This window comes from Nostoc sp. XA010 (assembly GCF_020829625.1).
Taxonomy (GTDB): domain Bacteria; phylum Cyanobacteriota; class Cyanobacteriia; order Cyanobacteriales; family Nostocaceae; genus Nostoc.
Window position 1 is genome coordinate 121567 of record NZ_JAIVFX010000012.1, and the last position, 17065, is coordinate 138631.

The 17065-nt window shown below is 43.5% G+C and carries 14 protein-coding genes; 7 read left to right on the forward strand and 7 right to left on the reverse strand.

Annotated features, from left to right (window positions below; genetic code table 11):
• The first annotated feature begins 10 nt into the window (after positions 1-10).
• Complete coding sequence (locus LC608_RS18965; protein WP_229554992.1) at positions 11-496, forward strand: PAAR domain-containing protein; 486 nt, start codon at positions 11-13, stop codon at positions 494-496.
• Here the strand turns inward: LC608_RS18965 and LC608_RS18970 are convergent.
• The 4 genes from LC608_RS18970 to LC608_RS18985 all read right to left on the reverse strand — a co-directional run bounded on the left by LC608_RS18970 (position 464) and on the right by LC608_RS18985 (position 7863).
• A complete protein-coding gene (locus tag LC608_RS18970; RefSeq protein ID WP_229554993.1) occupies positions 464-961 on the reverse strand; it encodes a type II toxin-antitoxin system ParD family antitoxin in 498 nt (165 codons plus the stop codon). The two genes, LC608_RS18965 and LC608_RS18970, sit on opposite strands and share 33 nt — an antisense overlap.
• A 325-nt stretch (positions 962-1286) precedes the next feature.
• Positions 1287-1691, reverse strand: coding sequence for a hypothetical protein (locus LC608_RS18975; protein ID WP_229554994.1), 405 nt, complete (start codon positions 1689-1691; stop codon positions 1287-1289).
• 123 nt (positions 1692-1814) lie between these two features.
• Positions 1815-6383, reverse strand: a complete 4569-nt coding sequence (locus tag LC608_RS18980; protein ID WP_229554995.1) for a DUF4157 domain-containing protein — start codon at positions 6381-6383, stop codon at positions 1815-1817.
• Positions 6384-6534: 151 nt separating this feature from the next.
• The gene (locus LC608_RS18985) at positions 6535-7863 is read right to left on the reverse strand and encodes a DUF4157 domain-containing protein (RefSeq protein ID WP_229554996.1); all 1329 of its coding nucleotides are present in this window, start codon (positions 7861-7863) and stop codon (positions 6535-6537) included.
• A gap of 728 nt (positions 7864-8591) precedes the next feature.
• Here LC608_RS18985 and LC608_RS18990 point away from each other — a divergent pair.
• The 5 genes from LC608_RS18990 (at position 8592) to LC608_RS19010 (ending at position 14096) form a co-directional block, all read left to right on the forward strand.
• A complete protein-coding gene (locus LC608_RS18990; protein ID WP_229554997.1) occupies positions 8592-9053 on the forward strand; it encodes a GPW/gp25 family protein in 462 nt (153 codons plus the stop codon).
• 54 nt (positions 9054-9107) lie between these two features.
• Complete coding sequence (locus LC608_RS18995) at positions 9108-11306, forward strand: putative baseplate assembly protein (RefSeq protein WP_229554998.1); 2199 nt, start codon at positions 9108-9110, stop codon at positions 11304-11306.
• A 70-nt stretch (positions 11307-11376) separates the two neighbouring features.
• The gene (locus tag LC608_RS19000; protein WP_229554999.1) at positions 11377-12411 is read left to right on the forward strand and encodes a phage tail protein; all 1035 of its coding nucleotides are present in this window, start codon (positions 11377-11379) and stop codon (positions 12409-12411) included.
• Between the two features lie 168 nt (positions 12412-12579).
• The gene (locus LC608_RS19005) at positions 12580-13779 is read left to right on the forward strand and encodes a DUF4159 domain-containing protein (protein WP_229555000.1); all 1200 of its coding nucleotides are present in this window, start codon (positions 12580-12582) and stop codon (positions 13777-13779) included.
• Positions 13780-13916: 137 nt separating this feature from the next.
• The gene (locus LC608_RS19010; protein WP_229555001.1) at positions 13917-14096 is read left to right on the forward strand and encodes a hypothetical protein; all 180 of its coding nucleotides are present in this window, start codon (positions 13917-13919) and stop codon (positions 14094-14096) included.
• Between the two features lie 202 nt (positions 14097-14298).
• Here the strand turns inward: LC608_RS19010 and LC608_RS19015 are convergent, their stop codons facing one another.
• Positions 14299-16101 (reverse strand): DUF4157 domain-containing protein, encoded by a 1803-nt coding sequence (locus LC608_RS19015; protein WP_229555002.1) that lies wholly within the window; start codon positions 16099-16101, stop codon positions 14299-14301.
• On the opposite strand from LC608_RS19015, the gene LC608_RS19020 reads away from it, so the two are divergent.
• On the forward strand, positions 16059-16361 hold the full coding sequence (locus LC608_RS19020; RefSeq protein ID WP_229555003.1) for a hypothetical protein: 303 nt from the start codon (positions 16059-16061) through the stop codon (positions 16359-16361). The two genes, LC608_RS19015 and LC608_RS19020, sit on opposite strands and share 43 nt — an antisense overlap.
• Positions 16362-16418: 57 nt before the next feature.
• On the opposite strand, the gene LC608_RS19025 is transcribed toward LC608_RS19020, so the two are convergent.
• Positions 16419-16619: a hypothetical protein gene (locus LC608_RS19025; RefSeq protein WP_229555004.1), complete on the reverse strand. Its 201-nt coding sequence runs from the start codon at positions 16617-16619 to the stop codon at positions 16419-16421.
• A 31-nt stretch (positions 16620-16650) separates the two neighbouring features.
• Complete coding sequence (locus tag LC608_RS19030; protein ID WP_229555005.1) at positions 16651-17013, reverse strand: PIN domain-containing protein; 363 nt, start codon at positions 17011-17013, stop codon at positions 16651-16653.
• Between the last annotated feature and the right edge of the window lie 52 nt (positions 17014-17065).

Sequence of the window (17065 nt, forward strand, 5' to 3'; positions counted from 1 at the left end):
GGAGTTGGTTATGCCTGGTAGACCTGCTGCTCGTGTCGGAGATATGACTGCTCATGGTAGCCCCTTATCTGTGGGGCCAGGTAGCCTAAACGTGATGATTGGTAAAAAACCAGCTTGGCGCGGTATTTCCGCAGCCCAAGCCGTGCTATTAGCTCAAACCTTCGCCAAGGGTACGGAAGATATTGCCAAAGCCCAGGCAAAAGCTACCGCAGCTGCTGGAACCCCAGCTGCACCCGCAGCTACCGCAAACCTCGCTAAAACTATCGCCGAAGCCGCACAGAACATGGCTAAACTAATGGCTAGTTTCATGGCTGATATTCACACTTGTCCGGTGGTGAAAGTTGTAGTTCCCGATGGTGCAGGTGTAGTCATTGATGGTAGTCAAACAGTTTTGATCAACGGTCTTGCAGCTTGTCGGATGGGCGATACTATTCAAGAAACCACAAATGTAAACAAGATTGTTTTAGGTGAGTTCACAGTCATGATTGGTGGATGATTCCATTGATTTGGAAGATTTAATAAAGATTTTGGTAGAAATTTTGGAATGAAGATATTTCCAATATTGTGAATATTTTGCAGCAGATATAAAATGCGATCGCAAATTGGCACGAATTTGCGCCATCGCGCTTGAGCCATCAATGACTTTACCCTGTTGGGATGCTTCTAAACCAATGCGTGCTTCTTGTTGAAGCTCTTCCAGTCGTCCTTGATAGATGTCTTCTTGCTGTTCTAGGAGTTTTATACCTGCAAGAATAACTTCGATTGCGTTTTGATACTTACCGCTAGTAAGTTGACGTTGTAGCAAGGCTTCTACTTCTGGTGGCAAAAAAATTTGCATAGATTTTTCTAATAATAGGAGTGACTTTAATTGTAATCGATAAGCTTTGCTTATATACACTTCTCCAAAACACCAAAAAGCGCTCGCATTTTCTGGTAGTGATCGCTTGACTTTAAATTTCATAAAAGCAATCCGATTTTGTGAAAACTACAACAAGCGACACCAAATAATACTAAGAGCGATCACATTCTCCAAAACGCGATAACTTTGTTAAGCTGCGAAGATATCACTCCCAAAAACCAAAAAGCGATAATTCCCTTAAGCTGCGCGATCGCCATTTAGAGCAGCAAACGCGATCGCATCTTACATTGATCGCACTAAATTAGTCGCATGAACAATGAAAGAAAAGTCTTGAGAAACATATAGGGATAACTCCTTATTCACTCACAGTTCTCAGTGTTTATAACCATAAATTATTCCTGAATACGAATTAGCTTTGCTTGATGAGCTAACTGCGTCTGGCAATAACAAAAGGAGATTTAATGTTGATCAACCAATTCTCATCTAAAAATTCTAAATTTGAATTAAAAATCAGAACCAGTTCACCAACTCTTGTCTCAAAATCACTAACTGCTGTACCTTCATTATTTGAGATAGCTGTTCTGAGTAAAAACTTCAACTTGATTCGATGTTTTTTGTCATTACCTTCCTTAATAAGACTAATAGAGACACTTGCTAATTCACTATAAAGTGGGCTAGTGAAAGAAATTTCTTCATAAAAATCATCCCCATTCCAGTAACCGCTAATTTTATAATTGCAATCTTCTAGATGCTGCTTAAAAACTGCATCCAAATCAATCTGTTCCGTAATCTTATCGAGGTCATTCCAAACAGGGCTATTGCTCAAATTCATAATTTCCATTCTCCTTAGAAGCTATTTGTAAAATTAAAATTATCAGAATCTCTGCAAAGTAAAGGTTCAAGAGATTTATTCATTTGCTCCATAAAACATTTACATTCTTCTACAAATACTCTTCTAATGATCTGTCATCTTGCCTGGAAAGTTCAAGACACCATCTTGAGACTTTCCATGAAAACGCTGATCCCCCCCTTGCCCTAAGACCTTAGATTTTAGATCAAAACCTGGTTCTTCAGAAGGTACAAGACCGTTATTTCCTCTAGGAGGAACCTGACCTTTCTCAATAGCCCTTAGATGTTTTCCCTGTGAATCGAATCTTTCTCCAAGTTGAATTTGTTCTTTACCAAAAGAAACTTTACGACCATCTGCCGTTTGGAATACCGTATCAGGTTTAATCTCTCCCCAACTACTTGGTAGATTTATTGTCTGGTTAGATTCTTTTAGCTTCTTCTGAATGTCTGACTCAAGCTCTTTTGCTTTTTTGTTGATCCTCTCGAATTCTTCCAGCGCTAATCCTTCTAAGTCAGGATCACCTTTAGCCCCGTTAGCTGATTCATCTGCCTCATTCCGCGCTTTCTCAAGTTGTCGTTGCTGTTCACCAAAACTTCCTTTGTCCTCTCCAGAAAGTTTTTCTGTATTTTCCTTGTCGTTAAGTAGTTTCTCAACTTCCTTAATTGTCGCACGCGACTCTGCTTTGGCTTTCGTTAAGTTTTCTCTCCGAACAGCAGCTAAGTCAGCATCAATCTGTTTTGCCTCTTCAGCAGCTGCTTCAGGATCGGTTTCTGCTTTTCCCTTAGCTTTAGTCAATCTCTCTTGAAGATCGGGTCTCTGCTTTAACTCATTGGGATATGCATCTTGTATAACACCACAATTTGGACTGCAACGAATAATTTCCTTATTTACTGTAATTTCATGGTGACCATCAACTGTTGTTCGTTTAGCTCCTACTCCTGGCTCCACAGGCTTGACTTTACCAGGTTCACCAGGCTTAACTTCACCAGGCTTAACTTCACCTTCACCAGGTTTAACTTCTGGATTGAGATTTGGATCGATCGCTGGCTCTCCAGTTTTCCCAGCCCCTTTAGCAAACTTCTCAGCGAGAAAGATTAGTACCAGTGTCAGCACACCTTCGGTAATTTTTTCAGCCCGTTCTTCTTTGGTGAATTTTTTGCCCGTAATAGCATTTTCACCGATGATGCCTTCATAAATCGGCACTACCCCAATGACATCTCCAAGTGCAATAAATGGTAGTGCCATACCTAAGAGAAACTGTGCATACCAAGGGGTATCTTTTGGAAGCACAGAAACTAATTCCTTGTAACGAACCACTAATCGGGAGCCGAACGCATAGACCAAAAATATTATCCCAACAACCGCGGCGACGGCAAGAATTAGTGGCCACCCAAAAGCCACTCCAAATGCAACTGCAATTATTGCGGCAATGCCAACAACAACTATCGCAAAAATTGCCAAGCCTTTTAAAACTGAGAGCAATCCTTTACCAATACCACTCCAGATTGAGCCTTGTGCATTGTCAACTGCATCTTTTGCAGCCTTCTCAAAATCTCCAGGTGCTTTGGTCTCCATTTCCGCATGGCTGCTGAGTCCTTTATCGACTTGAGTGCGGATATCAGTTTGTGACTGGTCTTTTGCTTTGTTCCATCCTTGCTTGGTTTCATCGATCTTTTGTTGTAGACCATCGCCGTACTGCTGCACTGCTTGTTGGGCTGCATCCCGTCCCGTCGCTAAGGTATCTGTGAAAAGTTTAGTTGTATCTGACTGCATCTGCGACAAACCACTATTCGTCGAAGATAAGACTTGGTTCGTTGAAGTCTGAAACTTCTGGCTAGCAGCCTCAATTTCGGTAGCAAAGCTTGTCTCTAACTTGCCTAATTGTCCCCCCATCTCCGCAACCTGTTCTCCCAGCATTGCTTCTAGTTGCAGTCTTCCTTGACGGAAAGGCTTACTTACTTGCTGTCCAGCACCTTGTAATGCCGCAGGATCGAGATGTGGCTGTCCGTCCGCTTGATGTAGCTGGTCTATCGCGCCAGTCACACCTTGGTCGAATTGTTGCAAAGATTGGGCTTCAGCTACGTCTATCTGCCCAACCATCATTTGTCCTAGCTGCTGTGCTGCCTGCTGTGCCTGTTGCCCTGACTGCTGCAAAGCAGGAATAACTTGTCCCTTTAGTTGCTCCAAAGATGCTAGTGCTTGTGCTTGCAACGTATCAAGACTTTGCAGGCGCTGATTTCCCGCCGTTTGGATTGCATTAATTGTACTTGTCACTCCCTGTTGGATGCTTTGTTCTACCTGAGTAGTGCTACCGCCAAGCGAATCTGCTAGCTTTTTCCCTTCGCCGCGTAAAGTTTGTGCTGTTTTTTGTGCGGCTTGGATTGCGCCCTGTACCAATTCTTCCGCGTTGCTGCGTATTTTATTTACTACTTCCGCCGCCGCGCTCATAGTAGCTTCTCTCGCAGCTTTTCGTTCTTCAGGCGTGCTGCCCTGTCCCTGCGCTTTTTGTTGGGCGATGGCGTTAATCCGACCGATGGTCTCACTTGATGATTTACGAACTCGCTCTGCCTCAATCTCTCCATTTTTTTCAGCTTGGCTAGCAGGCTCTTCCGCCGCTTTCATCGCTGCCTGACGTTTATCCTCACCTTGCTTACGCAGTGCTTCCAGTGCTTTTTCCCCATCAGCATGAGCGACAGCTTTTTGGCTATCCATTTCGGTAGTAATGGACGCGCGAGTAGAGACAAAACTACTGAGAACTTCTGCTTTTCTACTATCGATTGCGGCTACAGTGGCTTGTATTTTTGACTGAGTTGTACTTTCAATATTTTGGGCTGTAGCGATACTATCGTTTTGCAGTGATGAACGGTGGGATTGAACTTGCTGGCTGAATGCAGTTTTTTCTATCTCGGCTGTTTGTAAAATTTGCTGGGCAGTTGCCGCCAATATTGGTGATTCAGGCAAAGTTGGAGGTGTGCCAGTGGCATCAGGCAAAGTCGATTGACTTAAATCCGGCACATCTGGGGCTTTAATTGCTGGAGAGGCAGTTGCATCAGTATTTTCGAGCGATTGAACTGGTTTTTCGGCTACTGATCCTCCCAGCATGTTCGGCTGAGGTTCTTGAGGTAGAGATACATTACTGGCTGTCGTAGACGGTGGTGCAGATAGAGTAGGTGAATCTTTTCCATTTCCAGCAGTAGCTGGTAGATCGATCGATTTATCTGCTTCAGGGACAACAAGATCGGGCTGTTGAGGTAAAGGTGTATTTGAGGGAACAGTTTTGGGCGGCTCTGCCAGATCGGTTGGGGGTACTTGGGGTTTATCATCTTTTGATTGGGGCGGATCGACTGGATTCCCCGAACTCCCATCGATTTTCGCTTGAACTTTACCCACCTGCTGCACTACATGAGTCAACTCATGTGCCGTCAACTCATTATTCCCTGGAGACTTCCCTGCCCCAAAATAAATATCATTCCTATGAGCAAATGCTTGAGCATTCAACTGACGATTCATCTGCACCGCGTTACTATCCGTATGCACCTGCACGCCACTAAAATCGGACCCAAAGCGGGGTTCCATGAACGAGCGCACCTCATCAGGCAACGGATTCCCCCCACCCTTACTGCTATTCAGCCGACTCTCAATATCTCCCTCTGTTTTCAAAGTGCTGTCACCCGATCGCTGTAGCATCGATTTCGGTTGAACAAGATATTCCTCTTCACAAACCGCACACTTACGGTGAATCGTGTCTCTGAGCGATCGCATTGCCACAGCCTCATTTGACTCTGGAATTTGCATTCGCATCACTTCATTCGCAACCCGATCTGCTTCCTGTTCGTATGGATCGCCAGATTGACTCACCGTGAGCTTGGCTCGCACGGGCAACATCGAAATCTTTCTAAGATCGTGACCCTGCGATTGAGAGACAGAAGATGGCTGACTCGTCCTTTTAGCCATCAACGTGGTTGAATCCGTATTGGGGATATCGCTTGTGCGATCGCCATTTTCTAACGGGCTAGTTTCAGATTCACTCAGCTTTTCTACTCCACACTGAACTTGATTTACACTAGTACCTTGAGTAAGTCCATGTTGGGTGTCACTATCGTATTTATCATTATCAGTATTTGCCTTTTGAAAAGTATTATTAAAAATTGTCTCGGCTGATGATTCTGACTTCCCAAGCAGTTTTTTATGTAAATTTGTAAAAGCTCTTTCGTCAATACTAATGTGCCCATTCTCATGTTTATCTAAAGCTTGATAAAACCTGTTCCATTTTTTACCTCTAAATCGCGTTTCGGGCATTTGATCCGCAAAATTTCCTGGCTCTGGCATCTGCATGATGCGATCGGCTACCCAATTTGCCTCCGGCTCAGAAGGATCGCTCGATTGACCTGTTGAAAGTTTCGACTGCGGGCGCAATGAAATCCGACTAATATCGTGTCCCAGTGGCTCCTGTTTGAAAGCTTCTCTTTCCGGCAACTGCTCATTGTTAGACTGAGTATCTTGCTGGTTTGACAACGCCTGAACCGATGGTTCTGGCAAAGCAGTAGTTGGTGGCAAACTCAAACTATGGTTGGCATTAGCTAACGTGGGAGTCGATGATGAGGCAAGCGACGGATTTGTTATGGTTGATGTATCGCCTTTGTTACGCTGTATCTTCTTTGTGTGATCGCTCATCTTATCTTATCTCCCTGCCACACAGTTTAGATGTTAATAATACAATTTATTCAAATGCTACTGTTACCAACTATGTATAAATTTGGTTGTCAGTATTGGGCGATCGCACTCGAACGGCTTATGCTCTGCGATTGCAATTGATGTTAACAGATTAATAGTCTGGTTCGATTGGCACATCGGGCGATTGTTGTACAGGAGGCAACATTATGGTATCTGTACCTGTGGTAATGTAATCGGCAGCACCCTCGCTTTTCAGCCGCTCAAAAGCTGCATGAAGGCATTGCGTAGCACGCGCTTCCATTGGATGCCAAGTATAAGGATCTACAACCGTAATTTGAATTTGATTGTAGCCACTGGGTTCATATTTACCCATCAACCGCCACTGTACTTCGTCTATATTGCCATTAGCATTGCGCCAATCTTCTGAATCATAGTCGGATTGGCTAATCGGTGGATCTCCCCCATCATCTACTCCTCGCCCAATTAGTGAGCCTTGAGTGTCACCATTAGCTACCTGCTCGCTAATTAGTTTAGCAATACGCGATCGAATACGTGGATTAGCGGAAAACAAAGCTTCAACATTTTCATTGTATGGCTTACCACCACCCGTCCGGTAATGGATCAAGTGTTGACGTGCATTTGGTTGACTGGAAAAGTATACATCTGTAAAGAGGCTATAAATCTGCTCATCACTCATTAACGCGCAAGCCGTTTCCGATCCAGCACCCGCAAAAGAGACTCTTTGAATAATAGTATATGGGTTAACTTCTTGATAGCGAAGGATGCTTCCACCGCTTTGTTGCAATACATGGGTCAACTCATGTGCTGTTAACCCATCTTTTCCTGGAGCCTTTCCCGCACCATAGTAAATATCACTACCATAGGTAAAAGCTTGTGCGCCCAAATCCGTCGCCATTTGCACAGCTTGGCTGTCTGTATGCACTTTTACATTGCTGAAATCAGCACCAAACCTGGGTTCCATGAAACCTTTCACTTCATCGGGTAAAGCACTACCGCCACCCTTACGACTTTGCAAACTGCTAGCAATATCGCTATCAGCTTCTAAACCTCCATCACTTGTGCGTTGTAGCGAAGACTTGGCTTGAATAAGTTTTTCCTCCTCCTCTTCCGGTATTTCTTCTCGTTGGACGAGGGGAGTAATCATATTACCTAGAGATTTTAATTGTAAATTTTCCTCTTCTTCTTGGGGGCTTGTCTCGCGTTGGATGGCATTGTGATTTGTGCGATCGCCCATACCCATCACTTGCTGGGCAACTCGATCGGCTTCTTGTTCGTAAAAATCTCCTGGTTGGCTAACTGTGAGTTGCGCTTGGGGACGCATGGAAATGCGACTAATTTCATGGATAACCGACGTTTTAGCAGTACCAGTCCTCAAACCGCTTGTTTCTGTTGCTAATTGTGGATAGGAGTAGCTGTCTGAAATTTGTTTCCGCCGTTGGATTCTTATGCGATCGCTCATTTGTTCCCCAACCTGCATAAATTGATACTTTTATGATAAAGCCTGTATTTAGAAAACAAATATTGGAATTAATATTAAGATTTATTCATTGAGATTTATCTTGCAGGCTAAAGCTTTGTGAATAATCTCTCTCGATAAAAAGTGCAATGTCTTACGAAAATCCACTTTGTTCCTATGCTTATCCCACCCAATCCTCTATGCTACAAAAAATTTATATAATATAATAACCACAATAGAACTTCTCAATCAAGTACCATATTCGACCAATGTCTAATGTTTGCCTTCAAGCTCACGCCAGTTAAGCTACCGACAAGAAGTAGACAACGTTATGATTCTGGTGGATAAGATTTAGGAAAATTTTTACGTTTACTCAAACTGTTAAAAATTTTTATTTTCAATAAGCAGCAAACGGTATTGTAAAAAATATATTTTGCCATACCAAACTATCGCTTTTTGGTCATTGGATTTTAAATTGGGGAAACTTTGCCCTTACAGATAAAACACTTAGTTAAAGCAAGTTTTATGAAAATTTCCGATGTGTAGAGACGCGAAATTGCACTTCGTGCCGCTTTGGTAATGCGTCTGTCTCTACAACTCGACCTTTGGCGAATATTCTTATATCCTCTGTCCCATTATCTTTGAAGGTAAGTGGATGAAGTATGGTTCGTATTGAGTGTTTTAGCGCTAAAACGCAACTATAAACCAATTGTTAAGCGAGGACTGTCTGAATGCCAGATGCGATTGATAGTCAGCAACAGGACTACTTAGGGACTGGTTGGGCTTTCCCAATGTGTTTGAGTGTGCAAGGGGGAATACAGCTAAGTTCAGCAGCACAAAAAGTTAAAGAATCTATTTGGATTATCCTTCGTACTGGAGTAGGCGAACGGGTGTATCGACCTAATTTTGGGTCGCGGTTGGCGGAACTAATGTTTGCACCCATGAATAGTGAGACTTTAATGTTAATTCGCCTGTATGTCCTAGAAGCTTTGGAGGTTTGGGAACCACGCATCATTATTGATCGGGTTATAACTGAACCTTACCCTGTGAAGGGCATTGATAAGCAATTTAGCACTTACTCTACGAAGGGCGAACAAGGCAGGGTAGATATCATTATCGACTATCGTCTCAAAGATGAACCTGATATTTACAGCTTTGTCTATCCATATTACCTAGCTTCTGGCATGGAGTAAGAAATTACATCAGCATGATTTTTTAATCCAAAATCTAAAATCGGTATTATTATTGTGGAATTTAACTTTTTACCTAAATTACCCAATTCCAACTTAGACGATCGCAGCTTCGATGACTTAGTGCAAGAGAGCATCTTGCGAATTCCACGCTACTGTCAAGAGTGGACAGACCACAACCTCAGCGATCCGGGAATTACCTTCATTGAAGTATTTGCTTGGTTAACTGACCAGATGTTGCTTCGGTTTAACCAAGTACCTCGAAAGAATTATATTGCATTTTTAGAATTGCTTGGCATTCGCCTTCAGCCACCAGCACCAGCACAAACAGACCTAACTTTTTATCTGACAACTGACCTGCCAGAAACCAATATAATTCCTACTGGGGTAGAAGTTGCTACTCTGCGGACAGAAACCACAGAAGCGATAGTTTTCAGTACCGATCGGCCTTTAGTCATTGGCAAGCCATACCTGCGGCACTTTTTAACCGCTCCAACAACCGAAGACTTTCCCCAAGCTTTTCGTGACCGATTTACCAACCTCTGGACTCCCCAAGCCAATAATCAGTGGGGAGGTAACGAACAAATTCTGTTTGATGAAACTCCTCAGCCAGGTAACTGCTTTTACATCATCTTGGAACCGGAAGATCCTTTGGAGGGAAATGTCCTGGCAATAACGTTTCAAGGGGCTGCGGCTACACCTACCGGCATTAACCCTAATCAACCGCCGCGTCGTTGGGAAGCTTGGGATGGTGATAAATGGCAACCTATATTATTGCGGGAAATTGATGATGCCACCAAGGGCTTCAGTTTTCACGAAATTGCTCAACAGGGAGGTAATCCTGCCCAAGGAGCAGATGTAATTCTGCATTTACCTGAAAAATTCCCTATAACAACTTTTACCACTTATCGCGGACGCTGGTTGCGGTGTGTTTTAACGGCAACTCAGGCACGTCAATCTACTTACAATAATTCTCCACGAATTATCGGTTTAGGGGTACGTTCAATTGGCGGTACAGTCAGGGCTAGTCACAGTACTCTGATTCGGGATGAACGTTTGGGCATTAGTGATGGTACGCCCGGTCAAACTTTTCAATTACTTGGAACTCCAGTATTAGGACGTAGAGAAAACGAGTATATTTGGGTAACTCCTCCTGGTGGTTTACCTCAAAATTGGCAAGAAGTCTCAGATTTTGCTGATTCTGGCTCCGAAGACCGCCATTACACTATCGATTCTCTTAGTGGTACAGTCCAGTTTGGGCCTTTAATTCGTGAACCCGACCAACTGCAAAAGCGAACGCAGATACGCAGTAAAATCCAGCAGCCTGCACTAGAAGATACTATAGTTCAAATGCGCGATACAGAAACCCAAGCGCTGGATCATCAATATGGAGCAGTTCCGGCGCGAGGGGCTGAGATTAAAATGGTAGCTTATCGTATAGGTGGTGGTCGTCTGGGTAACGTCCAAAGTGGCGCACTCCAGTTTAAAAAATCGGAAATTCCTTACATTGCTAGTGTCATTAATCATAAACCAGCGATAAATGGTGCTGATGCCGAATCGTTGGAACAAGCTGTGTTGAGAGCGCCGCAAATACTTCGCACACGCGATCGCGCAGTCACAAATGAAGACTTTGAAGTTTTAGCACAACGTGCAGGTGCAGGGGCTGTGGCTAGAGTTCGTTGTTTGCCAGCAGATAGCGGCAGTGGTGCAGGTACAGTACGTTTAATTGTCGTTCCTCAAGCAAATACAGATGCGATCGCCAAAGGGGAAGGCATATCTCCCGAACTGTTTACCTTACAGCCTGCACTTCGAGAGCAAGTTTTGAGCTACTTAGACGAAAGACGATTGTTAGGAGTACAAGTACAACTTCAGGAAGCTGATTTTGTCGGCGTTTCTGTGCAAACAGAAGTAGCTTTAGAGCCAGCTTATTATAATCCCCTTGCTCAACAAGAGATTTTACTTAACTTACGAGTTGCCCTGTATCGATACTTAAATCCTTTAACTGGCGGTTTAGACGGTAAAGGCTGGCCTTTTGGGCGACCTGTGTATACTTCCGATATCGTAGCGTTATTACAAAAAATCCCAGGAGTGCGCTATCTGGGTGCAGTGGTGCTGTTTGCATTACGCAAGCAAGACGGCATCTGGAGCCGTCAACCCGCACCAGAACCACTGATTGACCCAGGAGCATTGGGTTTGGTATGTTCCTGGACAGATAATCGCGTGCGATCGAGTCACATAATTAATCTGATCGAATAGCGTCAGTAGTCATCATCAACTGTTTTTCCACTCCCGTAGAAATGCTTTTTACCCTCCCCCTAGTCCCCAGATGGTTCAAACTACATCTAGCCCTAAAAAAATAGATATTCAATTAACCCCAATGCGAATTTCTGAGGGTGTACCTTTGGCTGGCTTTAATTTAGCTGCGTCAGAGAGCATAGCAACTGCCCCAACTGGCTCTAGTTTGGTCCTGCACCCTGGAGAACCCAGCGAGTTGATTGTACAAGTAAAGAACTTAGTGCAACATAACTTGCGCTTGACATTGAGAGTAGAAGGATTTCCTGCTGAGTGGTGCCAAATCGTCACAGAAGCTAGGGAACTCCCACCTGGAGCGCAGATGGATGCGGTGGTTTATTTTCAAATTCCTGCTACATTTTTTGAAGACCAAGAAGCACTGCGTCCAGGGAATAAAGAGCAGTTAGAGTTAAATTTTCGCAGTCGAGTTGTTATACATATCGACCCAGACACAGAACGAGAACAAATACAAAATGCAGATTTCGGTTTATACATTCGTCCTCACAGCGCCTACATGGATTTTTTGCCAGTTCTATATCGGGAAGTAGACTTTATCGGTCGCTTCATGAAGATATTTGAAGAAGCTTATCAACCAGTAATTGACAGCTTCAATGTCATGTGGGCGAACCTAGACCCATTGACAGCACCACGCGCTCTATTGCCCTTTTTAGCACATTGGGTAGCTTGGCCTGTTGATTCTATTTGGAACTTGCATACATCAAGACGTTTAATTCGCCGTGCAGTAGAAATTTACCGTTGGCGGGGTACTCGTAAGGGTTTGCGTTTGTACTTGCATCTTTACACAAACTTGCCTCTAGACGAACATTTGCCCAATGAGGCTGAAAAACATATTAGTATCACAGAACCTTTCGGTCAAAGTTTCGTGTTACAACAAGCACAATTGGGAGAAGCAGTGTTAGGAGGTGGACAATCTTATCACTTTGTAGTCCGTTTGCGCCCCGAACATCCTAATAGCATTAACGAACAGTTGGTACGACGGATTATCGATCAAGAAAAACCTGCTTTTTGCACCTACGAATTATTTATAGAAAATCCCTCAGCAGTATAAATTCCTTTATCCTTAATCAAATTTATTCCCTTAATAATCATACATAATTCCTCAAAAATTATATATCTCTAATTTTTATTTCCTCTGCGCCTCTGCGGTTTTTTAACTTTACTTAAAACTAACAAAATTAATAAACCCAAAATCTAAAATCCCAAATCCAAAATTACTATGTCTCACCCCTTCCCTCCACCTTCAATTAAACCCTTTGAACGCCTACAAGCCTCAGACGGACTATTAATTAATGCCGAACGTTGGCGCAAAGCACATGATTATCATCGGCTGCGCCAAAATGCTCATTATCAATGCTTAAATCAACCAGGGATTGTTTGTGGTTTGGGTGTACAAGTAATAGCAGCCCCCCGCGAAGTAGAAGCCCAATATCGGGATGGACGCTGGGTAGAAATTCAGCCAGGGATTGCTATCGATTTGGTAGGAAATCTAATTGTTGTACCAAACACCATTGACTATCGGATTGCTACGGAAGTCCGCGATTCTGACCCTGTAATGCTGTATTTAGTAGTAAGTTATGTAGACCCTGATGAATTGCGTCGCACTACGCAACGCGAAGTTGTACAAGAAATGTATCGTGTTGATGAAAAAAGCACTATCCCAGGAAGTACAGAAATAGAAATTTGTCGCGTACTTCTACAATCAGGAGAAGCCACAATTACCCAGCCTGCTGATGTTTTCTTTCCTGGTTATAACAATATTGATTTGCGTTACCGTCGTCACGCACAAGCACGTCCCCAAGCAATTGTTCGCATGGCGCAGGTAAATCACAATGACCCGGATTGCGCCCGGAGTTTCTTTAATTTATCATATCTATTACAAGCTGTAGAAGCTTTATATTCATCTTTAAGAGGAACTGAAGAAGTAGGTCAGGTTACATTGAATGAAAATCTTCAAGAATATGACTTACTTTATTTAACAGGCAAACAAGCATTATCTCTAAATAGTCTTGAATTTGACAACCTTAAAAAATACTTGAATACTGGCGGCGTGCTATTAGTTGATGCACCTTTGGATGGTAATGCTCTCATTGAAAAAATTCATGGTTTGGCACAGCAGTTAGAGAATCCTTTAAGACCTTTAGATGAGTTACGACGAGATCATCCTTTACGTACACGCCCTTTTTTGTTTGCTGCTTTGCCAATGATTAATCAACAAGTGATTCAAGTGTTAACAGGAGGAGGAATTATTTTAATTATTGGTGATTTAGGCTCTGCTTGGGGGCTGGATAGAGCATTGAGTTTACCCCGACTTACTATTCGCACGGCTCAGGAATTAGGGGTGAATATTTTAAATTATGCTTGGAAACGGCGGCAGTTGATTGGGTTGCAACAGGAAGATTATTCTGGTCAGTGGTGAGTAGATGAGAATTCCAAGTGGCGATCGCGTTATGATATACCTTCGGTAATTGTCTACGGTAGCCATGCTGAAATCGCCTCCTGTTCAATATCGTAAACTAGTAAACGAAGTTGATTTTGTTGAGTAAGAAATTGGCAATGGAAGTTCTAAAACTTACGACTACGATTGATGAATCAGGATATTTGAATCTTAATATTCCAACGCAGTTAGCGGCTGGAGCGGTGAACATTGTAGTTGTTTTGAATCCAGTTGCGTCAGACGGCAAGCAAAAACCCAGTTATGATTTCTCTGATTTGGTGGGGCAATTAATTTCGTAGGGAAATGCGGTAGCAATGCAGAGGACTCTACGGGATGAGTGGTAATCGCTACGTGTAGGATTTGCAAAGGTAACAATGTTAACGCTAATTAATTGGTAGCGATCGCTCCTCCAATCCTCACATTAACCCTTTTTATCCTAAAGACAACAGACGCAGCGCGATCGCTCGAATTCATACTTCAATTATGCAACGCCCCTTTTTATTAGTACACCTTAACAAGGGTAAGGCTTTTACCAACCTCGGCAGCTTGCTGTTTTGCCTTTTCAATCGCTTCATTCTCTTCTGCGTCTGTTGTATACCAACCAAAATCCACTATTCCAAGTGATGCAAGATGATCCTCAATTGCATCGATATCTATTATGTTGGAATCCTTCTCTAGCCTGCTCATCCATAAAATCCAAATATCCTTCTCCATCTGGGTGACATCATAGTTAGGCATATTGGCAATACTTCCCTCTAAAGCAGCCATTTTTTCGCTCGCTTGGTCGAGTGCGTTATCCAATCCCTTACAGCCTTTGTCAGCACTGAGGACAGCCAAAACGAGATCAACATCCTCATCAGGCGTCATATCTGCACCGCCACCCCGCTGTGCTTTGATCTCACCGATTGCATACTCCGCAGATCCCATTAATAAAGCCTGATCCCAACTATCAGATCCAATCTTTGCCACCGATTCATACAGTTTACTCAAGGATTTCCAAATCTCCATCTTTAAGACTTCAGGTTTAAGCCCATCGGGCTGTAGATTTTTCCCGGCGACTTCAGTCAGTCCCTCGGTTTTCTTCCCAGCAACAGCCTCACCACCTTCACCGACAGCTTCACCACTTGCCTTAATTGCCCACTTACCTAGTCCTGTTGCAGCCCCGCCACTTAATGTTTCTACAAGTGCTGCTGCTCCTACCGCCTCAAAGCAAAGTCCAACCGCAACACCAATGGCAATTCCGACCACCAGATCAACCCACTCTTGCTGATCACGCGCTTCCTGTTGGGCAGCAGCGATGACTGTGGCAAATCGTTTGTAAGCTTGATCATAACGCTCAGACACCTTTAGCAGTTGTCCCTTTAACGACCCAATGGCTCGGTTACCATCGCTCTGCAACTTGGTAATTTTTCCTAGCCGCACCAGTGCATTTACCCTTGCAGATTCCACACTTGGACGGTTCTTTTCTAGCAGCAGCAATGTTCCTTCTTTAGGATTAAGACTTTTGTCAGTCTGATCATCTCGTTGAATCACAGCCTGTGAAATAGGTTGGATATTCTGGTGTTCCCGACGAGTTTGGATTTCGTGAGTATTAATGGGGTTAGTTTCTGTTTGCTGCACCACATGGGTCAACTCATGCGCCGTCAACTCATTATTCCCCGGCGACTTCCCTGCCCCAAAATAAATATCACTACCATGAGCAAACGCGTGTGCGCCCAACTCCCGATTCATCTGCACCGCTTCCGAACCCGTATGCACCCGCACGCGACTGAAATCGTTATCAAAACGGGGTTCCATGAAGCCTCGCACATCATCCGCTAACGGACTTCCCCCACTTTTACTACTATTTAATCGAGTCTCAATATTACCCTCAGCCTGGAAGCTGCCATCGGTAGCGCCTTGAAGCGAAGGCTTTGTGAGAATCTCTTCTTCCTCTTGAGGCATTTCTTTCTGCTGGATAGCGAGATTTTCCGAAGATTTCATTTGCAAAAGTTCTTCTTCCTCTTGGGGTATTGTCTGCCGTTGAATGGACTTTTGAGAAAGGGCGGGTTCACCCATACTCATTACTTGCTGGGCGACTTTATCTGCTTCTTGCTCGTAAAAATCTCCCGGTTGGCTAACTGTCAACTTTGCCTGGGGACGCAGTGAAATTCTGCTAATATCATGACTCTGAGGCAAGGGGATATTTTGAGACGAAACCGTCTCAGGTTGCGAATTAAAGCCGCGTGTTGGTGCGACAAGAGACGGATTTATAAAGTCTGATGAAGCTGGTTTCTTACGCTGAACCTTTAAGCGATCGCTCATCTCACCATTCCTCCATCAACTGGCTTTGCCGTTACTTAGCTCTATGGCATTTTACTGATACAAATTTTACAAATTTTCAATCTGCTACTGTATTCGACTTAAGTCTAATCTTTGCCATTCATCCAACCGCCCATTTCTGTCTGTTATCAACAGCTTCTCTAGTTTGGCTGTTGCAACAGCCAAAACCTCTGACTTTTTTTCCAAATAACGATATTCTCGCACATCACATAGCAGGGCGATCGCGCCAAAAGAAAATTTAATGGCTTAAAATTACACACTTAACGCAGTGCTATGCAGGGCGATCGCTACTACCAGATTTATTCCTTACTATTTTGGTAAGTTTGAATTTTTTCATAAAGCGTTTTTACTGTCTCATCAGCAAATAATTGGTCTTTAATCTTTATATAGTCATCGCTTCCTGTCTGCCAGATAGACAAGAGGAGAGCTACTTTCGATGGCTCCATGTGTTGCTCCAAAATCTCTAAGGCTTCCTGTCCTCTTGGCATTTTGACATTCATAAATTTTCTCCGGTTACTTCTAAAACAAAATTTACAGGGTTGATGATTCTAAGCTCTCCTTAATATCTACGGATAAGAAATAGTTGCTCTCTGCTACTTCAGCACAGGCTACGTGAAATGCATCAATCTGCCCTAATCCCTGCTGCACTAGTTCCGCTATTTGGTCATCTACTGCTTGATAAAAATTCGCTAACTGGAATTGGCGCTCTACCCATTGCCGCCTGAGAGGAAATGGGTTTCGGCTATTCTCATACTCTAATACAGATGAACCAACTAGTTCTACTACTTCCGTCTCTACCAACCGCAGCAGTATTACCTGTAGTGCTTGAGTTTCTAGCCCTATTCTGGGTTGTGTTTGGTCATCAAAAGGTCTGTTGAATACGCTTGTATCCACATATATCTTCAAGTTTAAAAACTCCTTATGCTAACGTCAGCGACTTCAATCT